This window comes from Burkholderia sp. AU28863 (assembly GCF_002223195.1).
GTDB classification, from domain to species: Bacteria; Pseudomonadota; Gammaproteobacteria; order Burkholderiales; family Burkholderiaceae; genus Burkholderia; species Burkholderia sola.
Genome location: NZ_NKFE01000003.1, coordinates 1,673,112 through 1,694,989, shown reverse-complemented (window position 1 = coordinate 1,694,989; position 21,878 = coordinate 1,673,112). Strand labels below are relative to the sequence as shown.

The 21,878-nt window shown below is 67.7% G+C and carries 16 protein-coding genes; 8 read left to right on the top strand and 8 right to left on the bottom strand.

Annotation, left to right across the window (positions count from 1 at the left end):
* Positions 1-85: 85 nt before the first annotated feature.
* The 5 genes from prmB to dapC all read right to left on the bottom strand — a co-directional run bounded on the left by prmB (position 86) and on the right by dapC (position 4,707).
* Positions 86-994 (bottom strand): 50S ribosomal protein L3 N(5)-glutamine methyltransferase, encoded by a 909-nt coding sequence (gene prmB, locus CFB81_RS10260; RefSeq protein ID WP_089435216.1) that lies wholly within the window; start codon positions 992-994, stop codon positions 86-88.
* Between the two features lie 11 nt (positions 995-1,005).
* A complete protein-coding gene (gene dapE, locus CFB81_RS10255) occupies positions 1,006-2,145 on the bottom strand; it encodes a succinyl-diaminopimelate desuccinylase (protein WP_069617676.1) in 1,140 nt (379 codons plus the stop codon).
* Between the two features lie 88 nt (positions 2,146-2,233).
* On the bottom strand, positions 2,234-2,602 hold the full coding sequence (locus CFB81_RS10250; protein WP_006478478.1) for an ArsC family reductase: 369 nt from the start codon (positions 2,600-2,602) through the stop codon (positions 2,234-2,236).
* The gene (dapD, locus tag CFB81_RS10245; RefSeq protein WP_006478479.1) at positions 2,602-3,429 is read right to left on the bottom strand and encodes a 2,3,4,5-tetrahydropyridine-2,6-dicarboxylate N-succinyltransferase; all 828 of its coding nucleotides are present in this window, start codon (positions 3,427-3,429) and stop codon (positions 2,602-2,604) included. The genes CFB81_RS10250 and dapD overlap by 1 nt, the downstream gene beginning before the upstream one ends.
* A gap of 45 nt (positions 3,430-3,474) precedes the next feature.
* Positions 3,475-4,707: a succinyldiaminopimelate transaminase gene (gene dapC, locus CFB81_RS10240; RefSeq protein ID WP_089435215.1), complete on the bottom strand. Its 1,233-nt coding sequence runs from the start codon at positions 4,705-4,707 to the stop codon at positions 3,475-3,477.
* A gap of 158 nt (positions 4,708-4,865) precedes the next feature.
* Between dapC and CFB81_RS10235 the strand changes: the two genes are divergently transcribed.
* From CFB81_RS10235 to def, 5 genes are all read left to right on the top strand, one after another.
* On the top strand, positions 4,866-5,807 hold the full coding sequence (locus CFB81_RS10235) for a DMT family transporter (RefSeq protein ID WP_089435214.1): 942 nt from the start codon (positions 4,866-4,868) through the stop codon (positions 5,805-5,807).
* 139 nt (positions 5,808-5,946) lie between these two features.
* Positions 5,947-9,459, top strand: a complete 3,513-nt coding sequence (gene smc / locus CFB81_RS10230; protein ID WP_089435213.1) for a chromosome segregation protein SMC — start codon at positions 5,947-5,949, stop codon at positions 9,457-9,459.
* A gap of 85 nt (positions 9,460-9,544) precedes the next feature.
* Complete coding sequence (locus tag CFB81_RS10225) at positions 9,545-10,831, top strand: cell division protein ZipA C-terminal FtsZ-binding domain-containing protein (RefSeq protein ID WP_089435212.1); 1,287 nt, start codon at positions 9,545-9,547, stop codon at positions 10,829-10,831.
* Between the two features lie 165 nt (positions 10,832-10,996).
* Positions 10,997-13,072 (top strand): NAD-dependent DNA ligase LigA, encoded by a 2,076-nt coding sequence (gene ligA / locus CFB81_RS10220; RefSeq protein WP_069617670.1) that lies wholly within the window; start codon positions 10,997-10,999, stop codon positions 13,070-13,072.
* The gene (gene def / locus CFB81_RS10215; protein WP_089435211.1) at positions 13,069-13,602 is read left to right on the top strand and encodes a peptide deformylase; all 534 of its coding nucleotides are present in this window, start codon (positions 13,069-13,071) and stop codon (positions 13,600-13,602) included. Before ligA ends, def begins: the two co-directional genes overlap by 4 nt.
* Before the next feature lie 80 nt (positions 13,603-13,682).
* On the opposite strand, the gene CFB81_RS10210 is transcribed toward def, so the two are convergent.
* The 3 genes from CFB81_RS10210 to map are packed head-to-tail and all read right to left on the bottom strand — an operon-like array spanning position 13,683 to position 18,745.
* Positions 13,683-15,290, bottom strand: coding sequence for a pseudouridine synthase (locus tag CFB81_RS10210; RefSeq protein WP_089435210.1), 1,608 nt, complete (start codon positions 15,288-15,290; stop codon positions 13,683-13,685).
* Positions 15,291-15,306: 16 nt separating this feature from the next.
* The gene (locus tag CFB81_RS10205; protein ID WP_069617668.1) at positions 15,307-17,883 is read right to left on the bottom strand and encodes a [protein-PII] uridylyltransferase; all 2,577 of its coding nucleotides are present in this window, start codon (positions 17,881-17,883) and stop codon (positions 15,307-15,309) included.
* A gap of 46 nt (positions 17,884-17,929) precedes the next feature.
* Entirely contained in the window at positions 17,930-18,745 is an 816-nt protein-coding gene (gene map, locus CFB81_RS10200) for a type I methionyl aminopeptidase (RefSeq protein WP_069617667.1), read from the bottom strand.
* A gap of 379 nt (positions 18,746-19,124) precedes the next feature.
* On the opposite strand from map, the gene rpsB reads away from it, so the two are divergent.
* From rpsB to pyrH, 3 genes are all read left to right on the top strand, one after another.
* Complete coding sequence (gene rpsB, locus CFB81_RS10190; RefSeq protein ID WP_069617666.1) at positions 19,125-19,865, top strand: 30S ribosomal protein S2; 741 nt, start codon at positions 19,125-19,127, stop codon at positions 19,863-19,865.
* Between the two features lie 162 nt (positions 19,866-20,027).
* Positions 20,028-20,909: a translation elongation factor Ts gene (gene tsf, locus CFB81_RS10185; RefSeq protein ID WP_021159104.1), complete on the top strand. Its 882-nt coding sequence runs from the start codon at positions 20,028-20,030 to the stop codon at positions 20,907-20,909.
* A gap of 156 nt (positions 20,910-21,065) precedes the next feature.
* The gene (pyrH, locus tag CFB81_RS10180) at positions 21,066-21,779 is read left to right on the top strand and encodes a UMP kinase (RefSeq protein WP_006402648.1); all 714 of its coding nucleotides are present in this window, start codon (positions 21,066-21,068) and stop codon (positions 21,777-21,779) included.
* Positions 21,780-21,878: the final 99 nt, after the last annotated feature.

The following is a 21,878-nucleotide window of genomic DNA, read 5'->3' as shown; positions in this document are numbered from 1 at the left end:
AACGTGCGGCCAGGCGGCCGCCTACGCGCATCTTACCCAACCGTGCGGCGCAATGGTGCGCCGCACGGCGGGCCGGCCGGAACGCTCAGGCCTTGCGGGGCAGGTCCGACGCCTGGATCAGGAACACGGCGTCGTCGCCCGCGCTGGTGGGCAGCCACGTGAGCTCGAGGCCGCCGAACGCAGCTTCGACGTGCTCGCGCTCGTTGCCGATCTCGACGACGAGCACGCCGTCGTCATGCAGCCAGCGGTGCGCGTCGGCGACGATACGTCGCACGATGTCCATCCCGTCGTCGCCGCCGGCGAGCGCCATCTCAGGCTCGTGCCGGTACTCGGGCGGCAGCGCGGCCATCGACGCGGCGTTCACGTACGGCGGGTTCGTCAGGATCACGTCGTAGCGCGAGTCGGGATCGGTGCGGAACGCGGGCAGCGGGGCGTAGAGGTCGCCGCAGTGCAGCCCGATGCGGTCTTCGAGGCCGTAGTCGCGCACGTTGATTTCCGCGACTTCGAGCGCCTTGTCCGACAGGTCGACCGCGTCGATCTCGGCGTTCGGGAACGCGCTCGCCGCGAGGATCGCGAGGCAGCCGGAGCCGGTGCACAGTTCGAGCACCGCGCCGACTTGCTCGGGATCGGCGACATACGGCTGCAGCCCGTCGTCGAGCAGTTCGCCGATGAACGAGCGCGGCACGATCACGCGTTCGTCGACGTAGAAGCGGTGGCCATGCATCCACGCTTCATGCGTGAGGTACGCGGCCGGCACGCGGTCGGCCGCGCGTCGTTCGATCACCGCGAGCACGGCCGCGATTTCGTCGGGCAAGAGGCGCGCGTCGAGGAACGGCTCGAGCGTGTCGAGCGGCAGGTCGAGCGTATGCAGCACGAGGTAGGCCGCTTCGTCGTATGCGTTGTCGGAACCGTGGCCGAACGCGAGCTTCGCTTTCGAGAAGCGCGTGACCGCGTAGCGCAGCAGGTCGCGGACTGTGGCAAAAGGTGTCGTCATGCGAGGCTCCGTCAGGCGATCAGTTGTTCGAGCACGCGTCGGTACACGTTCTTCAGCGGGTCGACGAAGCGCACTTCGATGTGCTCGTCGATCTTGTGGATGCTGCCGTTCGGCGGCCCGAATTCGATCACCTGCGGGCAGATGCGCGCGATGAAGCGGCCGTCCGACGTGCCGCCCGTCGTCGACAGCTCGGTCGTGATGCCGGTTTCGGTGCGGATCGCGTTTTCCAGCGCGCCCGACAGTTCGCCGCGCGGCGTGAGGAACGGCAGGCCGCTCACCGACCACTTCAGCGTGTATTCGAGGCCGTGCTTGTCGAGGATCGCATGCACGCGGGCCTGCAGGCCTTCGACGGTGCTCGCGGTCGAGAAGCGGAAGTTGAACAGCAGGTCGGCGTGGCCGGGAATCACGTTGGTCGCGCCGGTGCCGGCGTGCAGGTTCGACACCTGCCAGGTGGTCGGCGGGAAGTATTCGTTGCCGGCGTCCCATTGCTCGGCGGCGAGCTCGGCGAGCGCCGGCGCGAGCAGGTGGATCGGGTTCTTCGCGAGGTGCGGATACGCGATGTGGCCCTGCACGCCCTTGACGACCAGTTCGCCGGACATCGACCCGCGGCGGCCGTTCTTGACGACGTCGCCGAGCTCGGCGGTCGACGTCGGCTCGCCGACGATGCAGTAGTCGAGACGTTCGCCGCGTTCCTGCAACAACTCGACGACCTTCACGGTGCCGTCGGTGGCCGGGCCTTCCTCGTCGCTCGTGATCAGGAACGCGATCGCGCCGCGGTGGTCGGGATGGGCCGCGACGAATTCCTCGGACGCGACGACGAACGCCGCGAGCGACGTCTTCATGTCGGCCGCGCCGCGGCCGTACAGCTTGCCGTCGCGATGGGCGGGGATGAACGGCGGCGACGTCCACTGTTCGAGCGGGCCGGTCGGCACGACGTCGGTGTGGCCCGCGAATGCGAGCAGCTTGCCGTCGCGGCCGTCGGCGCCGCGCTTGACGGCCCACAGGTTGGTCACGCCGTGCGACGCGATGGTCTCGCATTCGAAGCCGAGCGCGGCGAGGCGCTCGGTCATGATCTGCTGGCAGTGCTGGTCGTCGGGCGTCACGGACGCGCGGGCGATCAGCTGTTCGGTAAGGGCTAGGGTGGCGGACATGGTTCGGACCACTTTCGATAAAAAATGCCGGCGCGGTGGCCGGCAGCGACAGGGCGTCGTGTGCAGCGCAGGCGCAGCGCGGGCGGCCCTATGCGGCAAACAGCGCCGCGTATTGATCGGCCACGAAGCCGAGCGATTTCACGCGGCCGTTGACGACGAGCACGGGACGCTTGATGACCGACGGCTTGTGGATCATCAGCGCGACCGCGCCGGTCTTCGTTTCGGCGGCCGCCTTCATCGCGTCGTCCAGGCCGCGCCACGTGGTGCCGCGCTTGTTCACGAGCGCGTCGAGCGACACGTCCTTCAGCCAGTCTTCGATCAGCGGCGCGCTGACGCCGAGCTTCTTGAAATCGTGGAACTCGAACTCGACGCCGTGATCGTCGAGCCACACGCGGGCCTTCTTCACGGTGTCGCAGTTCGGAATGCCGTAGACGACCACGGTGTGCGGCTTCGCCATCAGTCGCCTCGCAGCAGCTCGTTCAGGCCGACCTTCGCTCGCGTCTTCGCGTCGACCTTCTTCACGATCACCGCGCAGTACAGGCTGTGCGAGCCGTCCTTCGACGGCAGGTTGCCGGCGACGACGACCGAGCCGGCCGGGATGCGGCCGTAGCTGACTTCGCCGGTCTCGCGATCGTAGATCTTGGTGCTCTGGCCGAGGTACACGCCCATCGAAATCACCGAGTTTTCCTCGACGATCACGCCTTCGACGACTTCCGAGCGCGCGCCGATGAAGCAGTTGTCTTCGATGATCACCGGGTTCGCCTGCAGCGGCTCGAGCACGCCGCCGATGCCGACGCCGCCCGACAGGTGCACGTTCTTGCCGATCTGCGCGCACGAACCGACCGTCGCCCACGTGTCGACCATCGTGCCTTCGTCGACGTACGCGCCGATGTTGGTGTACGACGGCATCAGCACGACGTTCTTCGCGATGAACGAGCCGCGGCGCGCGATGGCCGGCGGCACGACGCGGAAGCCGCCCGCGGCGAAGTCTTCGGCCGTGTAGTTCGCGAACTTCGACGGCACCTTGTCGTAGAACTGCGAGTAGCCGCCGGCCGGCATCGGCGCGTTGTCCTCCAGGCGGAACGACAGCAGCACGGCCTTCTTCAGCCATTGGTGGACCGTCCAGTTGCCGTCGATTTTCTCGGCGACGCGCAGCGCACCCTTGTCGAGTTGCTCGATTGCGTGAGCGACGGCCTCGCGGACGTCGGCGGGCGCGGCCTTCGGCGACAGCTCGGCGCGGTTTTCCCAGGCGGTATCGATGATTTGCTGAAGTTGTTGCGACATGTTCGTTTTCGCAGGAAATGGATGGAATTGATCGGGATGGACGTCTTACCGCGCGAGAGAGCGGCAGAAATCGACGATGCGTTGCGCGCCCTCGACGCATTCGGGGGTGCCCGCGACGAGCGCGATCCGGATGAAATCGCGGCCCGGGTTCGTGCCGTGCGCATCGCGCGCCAGGTACGAGCCGGGCAGAACCGTCACATTATAGTCGGCGTACAGGCGACGGGCGAACGCGGTGTCCGACAGGCCGGTGCGCGCGACGTTGGCCCACAGGTAGAACGCGGCGTCGGGCAGTTTCACGTCGATCACGTCGGCGAGCATCGGCGTGACCGTATTGAACTTCTGCAGGTACAGCGCGCGGTTCTCGCGCACGTGCGCCTCGTCGTTCCACGCGGCGATGCTCGCGTGCTGCCAGACCGGCGACAGCGCGGCGCCGTGATACGTGCGATACAGCAGGAATTTCCTGAGCAGCTCGGCGTCGCCGGCGACGAAGCCCGAGCGCATGCCCGGCACGTTCGAGCGCTTCGACAGGCTGGAGAGCATCACGAGCCGCTCGAAGCCGCGGCCAAGGCGGTGCGCGGCTTCGAGGCCGCCGAGCGGCGGCGCCGCTTCGTCGAAATAGATTTCCGAATAGCACTCGTCGGACGCGATCACGAAGCCGTGGCGGTCGGACAGCGCGAACAGCTCGCGCCAGTCGTCGAGCGTCAGCACGGCGCCCGTCGGGTTGCCGGGCGAGCACACGTACAGCAGCTGCGTGCGCGCCCACACCTCGTCGGGCACGGCCGCGTAGTCGCATGCGAAGTTGCGGGCCGGGTCGCTGTTCGCGAAATAGGGTTCGGCACCGGCCAGGAGCGCCGCGCCTTCGTAAATTTGATAGAAGGGATTCGGACAGAGTACGATCGCCTTCTTGCCGTCCGCGGCCGGGCGCGCGTCGATCACCGTCTGCGCGAGCGAGAACAGCGCCTCGCGCGAGCCCGACACCGGCAGCACCTGCGTGGCCGCATCGATTGCCGGCAGCCCGTAGCGGCGTTCGAGCCAGCGCGCGATCGACGTGCGCAGCGCATCCGAGCCGGCGGTGGCCGGATACGACGCGAGGCCGTCGAGCGCGGCCACCACGGCGTCGCGGATCAGCGCCGGCGTCGCGTGTTTGGGCTCGCCGATGCCGAAGCTGATCGGTTTCAGGTCGCCGGAAGGCGTCACGTCCTTGAACAGGGCGCGCAGCTTTTCGAAGGGATAGGGCTGGAGCGAATCGAGTCGAGGGTTCACGGGCGAAGCGGCCATCGCGGCCGGTTGGAGCGAAAGAAGCGGCGGGCGCGCCGCGCGGCTGCGAACGGGCGCCGGGGCGCGCGAGTCGCAACGGACGATTATAGCGTGACGGAATGCGGTCACGGCCTGCCGGAGCGGCGGCCGGGCCGCTCGAACAAAGGGTATCGAACCAAATGAACAACGCGGTACGCGGCAGCCTGCCGACGCTGGCCATCCTGATCGGCGCGTCGGTATGGGGCCTGATCTGGTATCCGCTGCGGATCCTCGCGTCGCTCGGCGTGACGGGCACGCTGGCCAGCGCGCTGACGAGCCTCGTCGCGTTCCTGTTCGTGATCGTTGCGCGGCACCGGACGATCGCGACGCTGCGCTGGCACTGGGTGCTGCCGGCCATCGCGGTCACGGCCGGCGTGACGAACCTCGGGTTCGTATGGGGCACGATCCACGGCGAGGTGCTGCGCGTGATGCTGCTGTTCTACCTGACGCCGGCCTGGACCGCGATCTACGCGCACTTCCTGCTGCGCGAGCGGCTGACCTGGGCCGGCGCCGGGCTCGCGGCGCTGTCGATCGGCGGCGCGATGCTGATGCTGTGGTCGCCGGCGCTCGGCTTGCCGCTGCCGGCCAATCCGGCCGAATGGGCCGGTCTCGCGGCCGGGCTGAGCTTCGCGATGAGCAACGTGCTGGTGATCAAGGCGAGCCGCGAGCTGCCCGACATGCGCGCCGAAATGCGCACCGCGACGCTGTTCGGCGGCGCGGCCGTGTTCGGCGCGATCGCGTCGCTGTTCGAGGGACTGCCGGCCGTGCCGGCGAGCGGCCAGCTGGGCGTGGCCGTGCTGATCATCGCGGCGATCGGCGTGACGATGGCGTCGAACAACCTGCTCGTCCAGTACGGCCTCGCGCGCGTGCCGGCGAACCGCGCGTCGATCATCATGCTGTTCGAGATCGTGATCACCGCGCTGTCCGCGTGGGTGTTCGCGAACGAGCTGCCGACCGCGCGCGAGTGGGCGGGCGGCGCGTGCATCGTGCTCGCGACGCTGCTGTCGAGCCGGGTCCATCGTGCCGCGCCGGCACCGGACAAACCCGGCGACGGTCGGGACGGCTCACACGCGATGGTATGATGGAAGCCGTTTGCGGGGCCCAACGCTGGATGCGCGCGGCCCCGTTTTTGAATTCCGGGGCGCGTGGCGCGCAGGGGCTTTCCGGCCCCGCGTCGCGCGGCCCCGTCCGTTTCACACCTTCTTCACATCCGATACCGCCGTGCGTCTGAGCTCGATCAAACTCGCTGGCTTCAAATCCTTCGTCGATCCCACGCATTTCCAGGTTCCGGGCCAGCTTGTCGGCGTGGTCGGCCCGAACGGATGCGGCAAGTCCAACATCATCGATGCCGTGCGCTGGGTGCTCGGCGAGTCGCGCGCGTCCGAGCTGCGCGGCGAGTCGATGCAGGACGTGATCTTCAACGGTTCGACCGCCCGCAAGCCCGGCAGCCGGGCCAGCGTCGAACTGATCTTCGACAACTCCGACGGCCGCGCGGCCGGCCAGTGGGGCCAGTACGGCGAAATCGCCGTGAAGCGCGTGCTGACGCGCGACGGCACGTCGAGCTACTACATCAACAACCTGCCGGCGCGCCGCCGCGACATCCAGGACATCTTCCTCGGCACCGGCCTCGGGCCGCGCGCGTACGCGATCATCGGGCAGGGCATGATCGCTCGGATCATCGAGGCGAAGCCGGAAGAGCTGCGCGTGTTCCTCGAGGAAGCCGCCGGCGTGTCGAAGTACAAGGAACGCCGCCGCGAAACCGAGAACCGCCTGCACGACACGCGCGAGAACCTGACGCGCGTCGAGGACATCGTGCGCGAACTCGGCGCGAACCTCGAGAAGCTCGAGGCGCAGGCGGTGGTCGCGACCAAGTACAAGGAACTCGTCGCCGACGGCGAGGAGAAGCAGCGCCTCTTGTGGCTGCTGCGCAAGAACGAGGCTGCCGGCGAGCAGCAGAAGCAGCAGCGCGCGATCGAACAGGCGCAGATCGACCTCGAGGCGCAGACGGCGAAGCTGCGCGAAGTCGAGGCGCAGCTCGAGACGCTGCGTGTCGCGCACTACTCGGCGAGCGACGCGATGCAGGGCGCGCAGGGCGCGCTCTACGAAGCGAACGCCGAGGTGAGCCGCCTCGAAGCCGAGATCAAGTTCATCGTCGAATCGCGCAATCGCGTGCAGGCGCAGATCGCCGCGCTGAACGCGCAGCGCGAGCAGTGGCGCGCGCAGGCCGAGAAGTCGCAGGACGAGCTCGAGGAAGCCGAAGAGGCGCGCGCGATGGCCGACGAGAAGGCCGCGCTCGCGGAAGACAACGCGGCCGCGAAGCACGATGCGCTGCCGGCGCTCGAAGCGAAGTGGCGCGACGCGCAGGCGCAGCTCAACGACGAGCGTGCGCGGATCGCGCAGACCGAGCAGTCGCTCAAGCTCGAAGCCGCGCATCAGCGCAACGCCGACCAGCAGCTCCAGCAGCTTCAGCAGCGCCACGAGCGCCTGAAGAGCGAAGCGGGCGGGCTCGACGCGCCGGACGAGACGCAGCTCGAAGAGCTGCGCATGCAGTTGGCCGAGCAGGAAGAGATCCTCGCGGAAGCGCAGGCACGTCTCGCCGACGCGCAGGAAACGGTGCCGCGCCTCGACGGCGAACGCCGCGCCGCGCAGGAGCGCGTGCAGGCCGAAGCCGCGCAGATCCACCAGCTCGAAGCGCGCCTCGCCGCGCTGAAGCAGCTGCAGGACAACGTGCAGACCGAAGGCAAGATCCAGCCGTGGCTCGACAAGCACGAGCTCGGCGCGTTGCCGCGTCTGTGGAAGAAGCTGCACGTCGAGGCCGGCTGGGAAGCGGCGCTCGAGGCCGTGCTGCGCGAGCGTCTCGCCGCCCTCGAAGTGTCGAATCTCGACTGGGTGAAGGCATTCGCGACCGATGCGCCGCCCGCGAAGCTCGCGTTCTACGCGCCGCCCGCGGCCGGTGAGCCGCCCGTCGCGGTGGCCGGGCTGCGTCCGGTGCTGTCGCTCGTGCGCATCGACGACGCGGGTATCCGTGCGGTGCTGAACGACTGGCTCGGCAACGTGTACGTCGCCGACGACGTCGCGCAGGCGCTCGCGACGCGCGCGCAGCTGCCGGCAGGCGGCGCGTTTGTCGTCAAGGCCGGCCATATCGTCACGCGGGTCGGCGTGCAGTTGTACGCGGCCGATTCGGAGCAGGCCGGGATGCTGGCCCGCCAGCAGGAAATCGAAAACCTGACGCGCCAGGTGCGCGCGCAGGCGCTGCTCGCCGACGAGGCGCGCACGGCCGCCGTGCGGGCGGAAGCCGCGCACACGCAGGCCACGCAGGCGCTCGGCGACGTGCGCGCGCAGGCCGAACGCGCGACGCAGCGCGTGCATGCGCTGCAGATGGACGTGCTGAAGCTCGCGCAGGCGCACGAACGCTACACGCAGCGCAGCACGCAGATCCGCGAGGAACTCGAGGAAATCGGCGCGCAGATCGAAGAGCAGCGTGCGCTGCGCGCGGAGTCGGAAGCGAATTTCGAGCGCTTCGACGGCGAGCTCGCGGAACTGCAGGCGCGCTTCGAGGACAACCAGCTCGCATTCGAGGCGCTCGACGAATCGCTGACGCAGGCGCGTCAGGAAGCGCGCGACCTGGAGCGCGGCGCGAACGACGCGCGCTTCGCCGCACGCAACGCGGTGACCCGGATCGACGAGCTCAAGCGCACGATCCAGGTCGCGCACGAGCAGAGCGAGCGCGTCGCCGCGTCGCTCGAAGACGCGCGCGCCGAACTCGAGACGATCAACGAGCAGACCGCGCACACGGGCCTGCAGGACGCGCTCGAGATTCGCGCGGTGAAGGAAGAGGCGCTGCAGGCGGCGCGGATCGAGCTCGACGATCTCACCGCGAAGCTGCGTGCGTCGGACGAGCAGCGGCTCGTCGCCGAGCGTTCGCTGCAGCCGCTGCGCGACCGCATTACCGAGCTGCAGCTGAAGGAGCAGGCCGCGCGCCTGTCCGTCGAGCAGTTCGCCGAGCAGCTCGCGACCGCCGAGGTCGACGAGGTCGCGCTGGCCGCGAAGCTGACGCCGGATCTCAAGCCTTCGTACCTGCAGGGCGAAGTCACGCGCCTGAACAACGCGATCAACGCGCTCGGCCCGGTGAACATGGCCGCGCTCGACGAGCTGAAGGCCGCGAGCGAGCGCAAGGTGTTCCTCGACGCGCAGTCGGCCGACCTGATCGATGCGATCACGACGCTCGAAGACGCGATCCACAAGATCGACCAGGAAACCCGCACGCTGCTGCAGGGCACCTTCGACGAAGTCAATCGTCATTTCAGCGACCTGTTCCCGCGCCTGTTCGGCGGCGGCCAGGCGAAGCTGATCATGACGGGCGACGAGATTCTCGACGCCGGCGTGCAGGTGATGGCGCAGCCGCCGGGCAAGAAGAACGCGACGATTCACCTGCTGTCGGGCGGCGAGAAGGCGCTGACCGCGACCGCGCTGGTGTTCGCGATGTTCCAGCTGAACCCGGCGCCGTTCTGTCTGCTCGACGAGGTCGACGCGCCGCTGGACGACGCGAACACCGAGCGTTTCGCGAATCTCGTGCGCGCGATGTCCGACAAGACGCAGTTCCTGTTCATCTCGCACAACAAGATCGCGATGGAAATGGCGCAGCAGCTGATCGGCGTGACGATGCAGGAGCAGGGCGTGTCGCGGATCGTCGCGGTGGACATGGAAACCGCCGCGGGTTTTGCCCAGAATTGACGTTTGACGAAACCGGACCGCGTTCGCGCGGCGCATGGGCGCCCGTTCGCGGTTCCGACGAAAAAGAATTGCTGATGGAGCGTGCATGGACGAGTTGACACTCGGTTTGATCGGCGCCGGCGCCGTCGTGGTGGGCGGCGTCGTGGTCTACAACGCATGGCAGGGCGCGAAAGTGCGGCGCAGGATGCCGCGCCCGATGCCGGAGGAAGCGGCCGAGGCGATGAACCGCCCCGAGCGTGACGAAGAGTTGCCGTTCATCGAACCGGTGCGTCAGCCGGTGCGCCGCGAGCCCGCGGCACCGGTCGCGGCGGCGGCAGCAGCGACCGAAGCCGCGCGCGTCGAGCCGACGTTCGGCGGGGCCGCCAGCGGCGCGGCGCCGGCCGATACGCCGGCCGACCTGCAGGCCGAGGCGACCGGCGTCGACACGTCGTCCGAATGGATCGAACCGGCTGCCGGCGAAGAAGCCGTGCCCGCCGCGACGCACGAGGCGGCGGCCGAACCGGCCGGCCCGACCGAACCGGTGATGCCGGCCGCGACGACGGTCTCGTCGGCGCCGCCCGCGATCGTCGATCGCCGGATCGACTGCATCGTGCCGATTCGCCTCACCGGGCCGCTGCCGGGCGACAAGATCCTGCCGGTCGCGCAGCGGTTGCGCCGCGCGGGCAGCAAGCCCGTGCACATCGAAGGCAAGCCGGAAGGCGGCCAGTGGGAGTTGCTGCAGAACGGCGTGCGCTATGAAGAGCTGCGCGCGGCCGCGCAGCTTGCGAACCGCGGCGGTGCGCTGAACGAGCTGGAATTCTCCGAATTCGTGACGGGCGTCCAGCAGTTCGCCGACGCGATCGACGGCGCGCCGGAATTCCCGGACATGATGGAAACGGTCGCGATGGCGCGCGAGCTCGACGCGTTTGCCGCGCAGTGCGACGCGCAACTGTCGATCAACGTGATGTCGGACGGCGCGCCGTGGTCCGCGAACTACGTGCAGGCGGTCGCGTCGCAGGACGGGCTGCTGCTGTCGCGCGACGGCACGCGCTTCGTGAAGCTCGACGCGAAGCAGAATCCGGTATTCATGCTGCAGTTCGGCGATACGAACTTCCTGCGCGACGACCTGACGTACAAGGGCGGCAACATGATCACGCTGGTGCTCGACGTGCCGGTGGCGGAAGAGGACATCCTGCCGTTCCGGCTGATGTGCGATTACGCGAAGTCGCTGTCCGAGCGGATCGGCGCGCGCGTCGTCGACGATTCGCGCCGGCCGCTGCCGGAGTCGACGCTGCTCGCGATCGAGCAGCAGCTGATGAAGCTGTACGCGAAGCTCGAGGAAGCCGGCATTCCGGCCGGTTCGCCGGTCACGCGCCGCCTGTTCAGCCAGTAACGCGATGGCGCGGACGGCGCGCCTTGGCGCCGTCGTTCGCCGCCGCGGCGCACGCCGCTCGGTGTGCGCCGCAGCACGTCATCGGGCCCGCATTGCGTGCCCCGCCGCGGCGTCAAACTGAGATAATCGGACATCCGATTTTTTCAGACCGACTCTGCCGCCAGCATGGCCCGAACCCAAGCCGAACCGCCAGCCAGCCAGCCCGACGCGCGTGCCGCGTGGCTGCGCGACCAACTCGAGCGGGCGAACTACGCCTATTACGTGCTCGACCAGCCGGATCTGCCCGATGCCGAATACGACCGGCTGTTCCGTGAGCTGCAGCAGCTCGAAACCGACCATCCCGAACTCGTGACGCCCGATTCGCCGACGCAGCGCGTCGGCGGCGAAGCGGCCGGCGGCTTCACGCCGGTCGTCCACGATGCGCCGATGCTGTCGCTGAACAATGGCTTCGCCGACGAGGACATCGTCGCGTTCGACAAGCGCATCGCCGACGCGCTCGCGAAGACGACCGATCTTGCCGGCTCGGTGACGGACCCCGTCGAATACGCGTGCGAACTGAAGTTCGACGGCCTCGCGATTTCGCTGCGCTACGAGCAAGGCGTGTTCGTGCAGGCCGCGACGCGCGGTGACGGGACGACGGGCGAGGACGTGACCGAGAACGTGCGCACGATCCGCTCGATTCCGCTCAAGCTGAAGGGCAAGCACGTGCCGACCGTGCTCGACGTGCGCGGCGAGGTGCTGATGTTCAAGCGCGATTTCGCACGCCTGAACGAACGCCAGCGCGCGGCCGAGCAGCGCGAATTCGCGAACCCGCGCAACGCGGCCGCCGGCAGCCTGCGCCAGCTCGACTCGAAGATCACCGCGCAGCGGCCGCTGTCGTTCTTCGCGTACGGGATCGGTGTGCTCGACGGAATGCCGATGCCCGACACGCACAGCGCGCTGCTCGACTGGTACGAGGCGTTCGGCCTGCCGGTGAACCGCGAGCGTGCGGTCGTGCACGGCGCCGAAGGCTTGCTCGACTTTTTCCGCAAGGTCGGCGAGAAGCGCGAGTCGCTGCCGTACGACATCGACGGCGTCGTCTACAAGGTCAACCGGCGCGACGAGCAGGAGCGGCTCGGCTTCGTATCGCGTGCGCCGCGCTTTGCGCTCGCGCACAAGTTCCCCGCGCAGGAAGCGCTGACGAAGCTCGTCGCGATCGACGTGCAGGTCGGCCGCACCGGCGCGATCACGCCGGTCGCGCGTCTCGAGCCGGTGTTCGTCGGCGGCGCGACCGTGACCAACGCGACGCTGCACAACGAGGACGAAGTGCGCCGCAAGGACATCCGGATCGGCGATACCGTGATCGTGCGCCGCGCGGGCGATGTGATTCCGGAAGTCGTCGGTGCGCTGCTCGACCGGCGCCCGCCGGACGCGGCCGAATTCGTGATGCCGACCGAATGCCCGGTGTGCGGCTCGAAGATCGAGCGCCTGCCGGACGAGGCGATCGCGCGCTGCACGGGCGGGCTGTTCTGCCCGGCGCAGCGCAAGCAGGCGCTATGGCATTTCGCGCAGCGCCGCGCGCTCGACATCGACGGCCTCGGCGAGAAGATCATCGACCAGCTCGTCGAGCTGAATCTCGTACGTACGCCGGCCGACCTGTTCAATCTCGGTTTCGCGACGCTGGCCGAGCTCGACCGGTTCGCGGAGAAGTCCGCACAGAATCTGCTCGATTCGCTCGAGAAGGCGAAGCATACGACGCTCGCGCGCTTCATCTACGGGCTCGGCATCCGCCATGTCGGCGAATCGACCGCGAAGGATCTCGCGAAGCATTTCGGCTCGCTGACGCCGATCATGGATGCGTCGATCGAGGAGCTGCTCGAAGTCAACGATGTCGGGCCGATCGTCGCCGAGTCGATTCACCAGTTCTTCGCGGAAGAGCACAACCGCACGGTGATCGAGCAGTTGCGCGCGCCGGGCAAGGTCACGTGGCCGGAAGGGCCGCCCGCGCCGAAGGCGCCGCAGGGCGTGCTGGCCGGCAAGACGGTCGTGCTGACGGGCACGCTGCCGAATCTCACGCGCGATGCGGCGAAGGAGATGCTCGAAGCGGCCGGCGCCAAGGTGGCCGGTTCGGTATCGAAGAAGACGGATTACGTGGTCGCGGGCGCCGAAGCCGGCAGCAAGCTCGCGAAGGCCGAGGAACTCGGCATCCCCGTGCTGGACGAAGACGGTCTGCACCAACTCCTGGAGGGCAATACGCCATGATTCGCGAGATCCTGAAGATGGGCGATCCGCGCCTGCTCGAAATCGCCGAACCGGTCGATCGGTTCGATACGCCCGAGCTGCACGAGATCGTCGCGGACATGTTCGAGACGATGCACCACGCGAACGGCGCCGGGCTGGCCGCGCCGCAGATCGGCATCGGGCTGCAGATCATCATCTTCGGCTTCGGCAACAACAACCGCTACCCGGATGCGCCGCCGGTCCCGGAGACCGTGCTGATCAACCCGAAGGTCGAGTACCTGCCGCCGGACATGGAAGAGGGCTGGGAAGGCTGCCTGTCGGTGCCGGGCATGCGCGGCGTCGTCAGCCGCTACGCGAAGGTGCGCTACAGCGGCTTCGACCAGTTCGGCGAGAAGATCGACCGCATCGCCGAGGGGTTCCACGCGCGCGTGGTCCAGCACGAATACGACCACCTGATCGGCAAGCTGTACCCGATGCGGATCACCGACTTCACGCGCTTCGGTTTCACCGAGGTGCTGTTCCCGGGGCTCGACCCGGCCGACGACGACTGATCGGACGCTCTCGCGTAGAAAAGAGAAAGCCCGCTTGAAGCGGGCTTTTTCATTGCATGGCGCACAGGGTGCGCTTGCGGTCAGAACGTCTCGTCGGCGGACAGGTAACGCCATTGGCCCTGCGGCAGCGCGCCGAGCATCACGCGGCCCATCCGCACGCGCTTCAGGCCGATCACGTCGAGGCCGACCAGTTCGCACATGCGGCGAATCTGGCGCTTCTTGCCTTCGCGCAGCACGAAGCGCAACTGCTCGCCGTTCTGCCAGCTCACCAGCGCCGGCTTCAGCGCGACGCCGTCGAGTTCGAGGCCGTGGCGCAGTTTCGCGAGCGATTCCGCCGGGAAGTGCTGGTCGATGTCGATCAGTTGTTCGCCGAAGCGCACGCGCACCAGGTATTCCTTGTCGATGTCCGACTGTTCGCCGATCAGCTGCTTCGCGATCACGCCGTTTTGCGTCAGCACGAGCAGGCCGGTGGAGTCGATGTCGAGACGGCCGGCCGGCGCGAGCGCATGCAGGTGCTGCGGCGAGAAGCGCACCGGCGAATGATCGCCGCTCCAGCGGTTCGCGCGCGTGATCAGCGCGGCCGCCGGCTCGTAGCCGTCTTCCGCCTGGCCCGACACGTAGCCGACCGGCTTGTGCAGCAGGATCGTCACTTGCGCGGCCTGCGCGGCGCTCGCGCGCTCGTCGATCTCGATCTTCTGGTCGGCGCGCACCTTGGTGCCGAGCGTGTCGATGCGTTCGCCGTCGACGAGCACCCAGCCCTTTTCGATCCATTCGTCGGCTTCGCGGCGCGAGCACATGCCGAGTTCGGACATCCGCTTCGACAGGCGCATCAGGCCCGTTTCGTCGCCGTAGTCGACGTCGGCCGCAGCGCGCTTGACCGGCTGCGCGGTCTTCACCGCACCGAACGAACGGCGCTCGCCGTCGCGCGCCGGGCGGGCCGGGCGGTCGCCGAAGCTGCGCTTCGCGCCTTCGCCGGTTGCCTTGTCGCGGTAGGACGGGCGTTTGCTGTCGTCGCCTGCTGCACGACGTGGACGTGCATCGTCATCGCTGCGGCGGGCAGGGCGATCGGACGACGTACGGCGGTCGCCGAAGCTGCGTTTTGCGCCTTCGCCGGCTGCCTTGTCGCGGTAGGACGGGCGCTTGCCTTCGTCGCTACCTGCTGCGCGACGCGGACGTGCATCGTCATCACGGCGCGGCGGACGATCGGATGACGTACGGCGGTCGCCGAAGCTGCGCTTCGCGCCTTCGCCGGATGCGTTATCACGATAGGACGGGCGCGTGCCCTCGTCGCCACCGGCACGACGCGGCCGTGCATCATCGTCGCTACGGCGCGGCGGCCGCTCCGACGACGTGTGACGGTCGCCGAAACTGCGCTTCGCACCTTCGCCGGCTGCACTGTCGCGATACGGCGCGCGCGTGCCGCGTTCGGCGCCGCCGTCACGCGGCGCACGCTTGACCGGTGCGCGATCCGCGCCCGGGCGTTCTGCGCCGGCGGCGCCGCGCGGCTTGAACGCACGCTCGCCGGTGGCGGCGGCTGCAGCGGGCGCCTTCTTCGGGCGGGCCGGTTTATCCCCCGCGGGCGGCGCGGCGGGACGCACCGCCTTGCGGGCGACGAGGCTGCCGGAGCGGACAGGGGCGCGGGTCGGCGACGCCGGCTTCGGATTCTTGACGGTTAATTTGGTGCGCATAAACGCTGGGATTCATTCAGACTGCGATCGCACGCAGCAATTCGGTTTCGAGCTGGATCTGCAGGCGGTTGTCGGACAGGCCGGCGCCCGCGAGCAGGAAGATGTCTTCGACGCGCTCGCCGAGCGTATTGATCCGCGCCGCATGGACGCCGATCCGATGTTCGGCGAGTACGCGCGCGATCGAATAGAGAAGGCCCGGCCGGTCGTTGGCCGACACGGACAGGATGTAGTACTGACCGCGCTCGTCGGCCCGCAGGTCGACGCGCGGCGTGATCGGAAACGTCCGGGACAGCCTCGACAGGCGGCCCTTCGACGGCTCCGGCAGCGTTGCGGTTTCGGCGAGCCGCGTCGCGAGCTGCTGCTCGACGAGATTCGCGATGTCGCGGTAGCGCACGTCGCGTTCGGTTTGCGTGACGATGAAGTTGTCGAGCGCGTAGCCGTGCCGCGTCGTGCTGACGCGCGCATCGAGCACCGACAGCCCGTTGCGGTCGAAATACGCGCAGATGCCCGCGAACAGGTCGGGGCGATCCTTCACGTACACGAGCACCTGCAGCGCGTCGCCGATCGGCGACGGCCGCGCGCGGACGATCGCCGTTTCGGCGTTCACGTGCCGGTACAGCACGCGCGTCTGCCACGCGATGTCGGCCGCGTCGTGACGCAGGAAGAAACCGACGTCGAGCTGATCCCACAACGCACGGTGCGCATCGTCGGGCACGGTTTCGAGGCGCAGCAGCGCGAGCGCCTGCTCCTGCCGCGACTTCAGTTCCGAATGCGCATCGGGATTCGCGCCGCCGAGCACCGCGAGCGTGATGCGGTACAGATCCTCGAGCAGCTTGCCCTTCCACGTGTTCCACACCTTCGGGCTCGTGCCGCGGATATCGGCGACGGTCAGCAGGTAGAGCGCGGTCAGGTACCGTTCGTTGCCGACGACCTCGGCGAAGCGCTTGATGACTTCGGGGTCGCTCGTGTCCTGCTTCTGCGCGACCTGGCTCATCGTCAGGTGATGCTGGACGAGCCACACGATCAGCGCGGCGTCGTCGCCGGCGATCCCGTGCTCGCGGCAGAAGCGCCGCGCGTCGGCCATCCCGAGCGTCGAGTGATCGCCGCCGCGGCCCTTCGCGATGTCGTGGAACAGCGCCGCGACATACAGCACCCACGGGCGCTCGAAATTGCCGATCAACTGGCTGCAGAACGGATACTCGTGCGCATGCTCGGCCACCGCGAAGCGGCGGAGGTTGCGCAGCACCATCAGGATGTGCTGGTCGACCGTGTACACGTGGTACAGGTCGTGCTGCATCTGGCCGACGATGCGGCGGAAGTTCAGCAGGTAGCGGCCGAGCACGCTCGTCTGGTTCATCAGCCGGAACGCGTGCGTGATGCCTTCGGGCTGCTGCAGGATCCGCATGAACGTGGCGCGGTTTTGCGGATCGCGGCGCCACGTGTTGTTCATGATTTCGCGCGAGTTGTACAGCGCACGCAGCGTGCGGGCGGACAGGCCTTTCACGCCGCGCGTCGTTTCGTACAGCAGGAACGCTTCGAGGATCGCGTCGGGGTGGCGTTCGAACACGCCGTCGTCGACGATCTCGAGCATCCCCTGTTTCTCGACGAAGCGATCGGCCGACAGCACGCGCGTGATGCCGCTCGTCGCGGGGAAGAGTTGCGCCTCGATGTTCTGGATCAGGATCGTCGCGAGCTGCGTGACGGCCTTCGCGGCCCAGTAGTAGCGGCGCATCAGTTGCTCGCTCGCGCGCTTGGCCTGCGTCGGCTGGTAGCCGAAGCTCTCGGCGGCTTGCGTCTGCAGGTCGAACACGAGCATGTCCTGGCGGCGCCCGGCGATCACGTGCAGCCGCGCGCGCAGCGTTTTCAGGAAGCCTTCGTTACGGCGCAGCTCGCGCGCTTCGCGGTCGGTGATGAGGCCGCGCGTGTCGAGTTCGCGCCAGCTGCTGCCGAAGCCGGCCGCGCGCGCGATCCACAGGATCGTCTGCAGGTCGCGCAGCCCGCCGGGGCTTTCCTTCACGTTCGGTTCGAGGCTGTACGGCGTGTCCTGGCACTTCGCGTGGCGCTGGCGCATCTCGAGCACCTTCGCGGTGAAGAACGCGCGGGCGTCGAGCGCTTCGTGGTAGCGCACGGTGAAGCGCTCGAACAGCGCGGTGCTGCCGACGATGCGGCGCGCTTCCAGCAGCGAGGTCTGCACCGTGACATCCTGCGACGCCTCCTCGATGCACTGCGCGACGGTACGCACGCTGCTGCCGATCTCGAGGCCGAGGTCCCACGCCATGCCGATGAAGCGCTCGATGCGCGCGTCGAGCGCCGCGTCGTGCGCATCGGGCAGCAGCACGAGGATGTCGACGTCGGAATAGGGTGCGAGTTCGCCGCGTCCGTAGCCGCCGACGGCGACGAGCGCGAGCGTCGCGGGTAGCCCGCATTCGTCCCACACGCGCTTCAATGCGTCGTCGGTGAGTTTCGACAGCGCGTGCATCAGCGACGCGACGTTCGCCGCGCGGCGAAAGCGCTCGAGCATCGCCGTCTTCGCGGCCTTGAATTCGGCGCGCCGCGACAGCGCTTCGGGCGAGGGGGCAGCGTGAGCGCTCATGGGCGACCGTTCAGGTGCGGGGTGGGGCGGGCTGGCGCGACGGCGCTCAGACGGCGGCGGCCGGTTGTGCGAACACGGGGCGCGCCGGCGTGCCGGCCGACACGGTCAGCACTTCGTAGCCGGTTTCGGTGACGAGCACCGTGTGCTCCCACTGCGCGGAGAGGCTGCGATCGCGCGTCTTGACCGTCCACTGGTCGGGCATCGTGCGGATGTCGCGCTTGCCGGCGTTGATCATCGGCTCGATCGTGAAGATCATCCCGGCCTTCAGTTCGATGCCGGTGCCCGGGCGGCCGTAGTGGACGACCTGCGGATCCTCGTGGAACACCGTGCCGATGCCGTGGCCGCAGTATTCGCGCACGACGCTGTAGCCCTGCGCCTCCGCGTGCTTCTGGATCGCGTAGCCGATGTCGCCGAGGTGCGCGCCGGGCTTGACCTGGTCGATGCCGAGCCACATGCATTCGTAGGTGGTCTGCACGAGACGCTTCGCGAGGATCGAACCCTCGCCGACGATGAACATCCGGCTGGTGTCGCCGAAATAGCCGTTCTTGATCACGGTGATGTCGATGTTCAGCGCGTCGCCGTTCTTGAGCACCTTCTCGCCGGGAATGCCGTGGCAGATCACGTCGTTGACCGAAATGCAGGTGGCCTTCGGGTACGGCGGATAGCCGGGCGGCTGATAGTTCAGCGGCGCGGGGATCGTGCCTTGCTCGTTGAGCATGAACTCGTGGCAGAGGCGGTCGAGTTCGGCGGTCGTGACGCCCGCGACGACGTGCGGCGTGATGAAGTCGAGCACTTCGCTGGCGAGACGGCAGGCGACGCGCATCTCCGCGATATCGTGTTCGTTTTTGAGCGTAATAGCCATCGAGGTATGCCTGGAATGCGGTGAATTGACGGATTATCGCACCTTATGGCGGGCCTCGCAGCCCCTGCGGGCCGCGCGGATGCGGGTTTTCGAGGATTGTCCGGCCCGCGGCCGCGCGGCAAGCGAAAGTGCCGTGCGACTTGAGAGCCGACAAATCCGCGTGCTATACTCTTTGGCTAAGTCGACATCCAAATTTGCCGTCGTGCCCCATCTTGGGGCGGCATCGCGGTGAAAGGCTTACGGCACGGGCGTTTTGCACGTGCCGAATCGCAAGCCGGCGCAACCAGGGTGCCGTCCGTGCGGAATCCCCGCCCTTCAGGGCGGGTTCGCGCGGCGGTACGGCAGCCGGCTTAAGACCCAACCCTCGTGGAGAATTTACATGGCAGTTACGATGCGCCAAATGCTGGAAGCGGGTGTCCACTTCGGTCACCAGACGCGCTTCTGGAACCCGAAGATGGCTCCGTTCATTTTCGGTCACCGCAACAAGATTCACATCATCAACCTCGAAAAGACGCTGCCGATGTTCACGGACGCACAGAAGTACGTGCGCCAGCTGGCAGCGAACCGCGGCACGATCCTGTTCGTCGGCACGAAGCGCCAGTCGCGTGACACGATCGCCCAGGAAGCGCAACGTGCGGGCATGCCGTACGTCAACGCACGCTGGCTCGGCGGCATGATGACCAACTTCAAGACGCTGAAGGTGTCGATCAAGCGCCTGAAGGACATGGAAGCGGCCGTCGAAGCGGGTGAAACCGAGAAGATGAGCAAGAAGGAAGCGCTGCTGTTCGAACGCGAAATCGCCAAGCTGCAGAAGTCGATCGGCGGCGTGAAGGACATGGGCGGTATTCCGGACGCGATCTTCGTCATCGACGTCGGCTACCACAAGATTGCCGTCACGGAAGCGAACAAGCTGGGCGTGCCGGTCATCGCCGTGGTCGATACGAACCACTCGCCGGAAGGCGTGGATTACGTGATCCCGGGTAACGACGACTCGAGCAAGGCAGTCGCGCTGTACGCCGAAGGCGTGGCCGACGCGATCCTCGAAGGCCGTGCGAACGCGGTCAACGAAGTGGTCCAGGCCGCACGCGGCGACGACGAATACGTCGAGGAAAACGCGTAACTGGCCCCGAGCCGGCGCAAAAAGGGGGCTCTCAACAGGCCCCCTTTTTTTAAGCTTGTGCGCCGGACCTGATCGCGCCGAATCGGCGCGGGTCCGGAAACGAATCTCGGCCGTTCGCGTCCAAGCGGGCGGCGTTGTGAATACAGACTCAAGGAGCGAATGATGGCGGCAATTACCGCAAGCATGGTGGCAGAACTGCGCGCGAAGACCGACGCACCGATGATGGAGTGCAAGAAGGCGCTGACGGAAGCCGACGGCGATCTGGCCAAGGCTGAAGAACTGCTGCGCGTGAAGCTCGGCAACAAGGCGAGCAAGGCCGCATCGCGCGTGACGGCAGAAGGCGTCGTCGCATCGTTCGTCGGCGGCAACGCAGGCGCGCTGGTCGAGCTGAACTGCGAAACCGACTTCGTCGCGAAGAACGACGACTTCCTCGCGTTCTCGAAGACGGTGGCAGAACTCGTCGCGACGCAGAACCCGGCCGACGTGGCCGCGCTGTCGGCGCTGCCGCTCGAAGGCTCGACCGTCGACGCAGTGCGTCTGGCGCTGATCGGCAAGATCGGCGAGAACGTGTCGATCCGCCGTTTCGTCCGTTTCGAAACCGCGAACAAGATCGCGACGTACCTGCACGGCGCGCGTATCGGCGTGATCGTCGAGTACACGGGCGCGGAAGAGCAGGTCGGCAAGGACGTCGCGATGCACATCGCCGCGATGAAGCCGGTCGCGCTGTCGTCGGCCGACGTGCCGGCGGAACTGATCGAGACGGAACGCCGCGTCGCCGAGCAGAAGGCTGCCGAATCGGGCAAGCCGGCTGAAATCGTCGCGAAGATGGTCGACGGCAGCGTCCAGAAGTACCTGAAGGAAGTGTCGCTGCTGAACCAGACGTTCGTGAAGAACGACAAGCAGACGATCGAGCAGATGCTGAAGGCGGCGAATGCGGCAGTGCAGAAGTTCGCGCTGTTCGTCGTCGGCGAAGGCATCGAGAAGCGCCAGGACGACTTCGCCGCCGAAGTGGCCGCGCAAGTCGCAGCAGCCAAGCAGCAGTAAGCAGTTCGCAGTATCCGCGGCGGGGCGTCCGCTCCGCCGCGGCCGGCGGCGCCGCCGGCCGGCCGGGAACCCCGGTCCGGTCGTCGGCGCTTGCCCGAATCAGTATTTCGCCCCTACAGTTCGTGGTTGTCATCCTCTCGTCGCTCGGAAGCCCCTATGTCCAATGCCTATAAACGCGTCCTCCTCAAACTCTCCGGCGAAGCGCTGATGGGCGACGATGCCTTCGGCATCAATCGCGCGACGATCGAACGGATGGTGGCCGATATCGCCGAAGTCGTGCGTCTCGGGACGCAGCTCGCGGTCGTGATCGGTGGCGGTAATATTTTCCGCGGCGTCGCGGGCGGCGCGGCCGGCATGGACCGCGCGACGGCCGACTACATGGGGATGCTGGCGACGATGATGAACGCTCTGGCACTGCAGGACGCGATGCGCCACGCCGGCATCGAGGCGCGCGTGCAGTCCGCGCTGCGCATGGACCAGGTCGTCGAGCCGTACATCCGGCCCCGCGCGATCCGTCAGCTCGAGGAAGGCCGCGTCGTGATCTTCGCGGCCGGCACCGGCAACCCGTTCTTCACGACGGATACCGCCGCCGCGCTGCGCGGCTCGGAAGTGGGCGCCGAAGTCGTGCTGAAGGCGACCAAGGTCGATGGCGTATATTCTGCCGATCCGAAGAAGGATCCGTCGGCCACGCGCTACACGACGATCAGCTTCGACGAGGCGATCAGCCGCAACCTGCAGGTGATGGACGCGACGGCGTTTGCGCTGTGCCGCGACCAGAAGCTGCCGATTCGCGTGTTTTCGATCAACAAGCCGGGCGCGCTCAAGCGCATCGTGCTGGGCGAGGACGAAGGTACGCTCGTCCACGTGTAAACTCCCGCGGATGCGGGCGACCGGCGCGGGTTGCCGGCCGCGGCGCGCGACGTGCGTCGGGCGGGGCCCGCGTTCTTTGAAGGTTTGAAGGTTCGGAGG